Genomic DNA, 255 nt, shown 5'->3' with positions numbered 1-255 from the left:
CACCAGGTACAGCGGCGTGCCGATGGTCTCGGCAATCCGGATGGCGCGGCTGGCCGCTTCGCCTTCCACTTGGGAGGGGCGCGACAGCGGATGGGCTTCCGGCCCGGTTATGCCCTGGGCCATCAACTTGCGTTGCAGGTGATACACCAGCTCGCCATTTTCAGCATGCACGGTGGGCACCGCGCCGAGTTCCAGGCAGCGTTCGAAACTGGCAACCAAGGTGTCGTCGGCCGCCATGATCGCGTTCTTGTAGGC

Annotated in this window: 1 pseudogene; it reads right to left on the bottom strand. The window is 64.7% G+C overall.

From position 1 onward, the window contains the following. Window positions 1–255: pseudogene (locus AAEZ06_RS27795) on the bottom strand (dihydropyrimidinase); the annotation flags it as partial.

It is taken from the genome of Pseudomonas sp. HY7a-MNA-CIBAN-0227, assembly GCF_040310325.1.
Lineage (GTDB): Bacteria > Pseudomonadota > Gammaproteobacteria > Pseudomonadales > Pseudomonadaceae > Aquipseudomonas.
The sequence above is the reverse complement of the archived record's forward strand: the minus strand, read 5'-3'. Positions and strand labels throughout refer to the sequence as shown.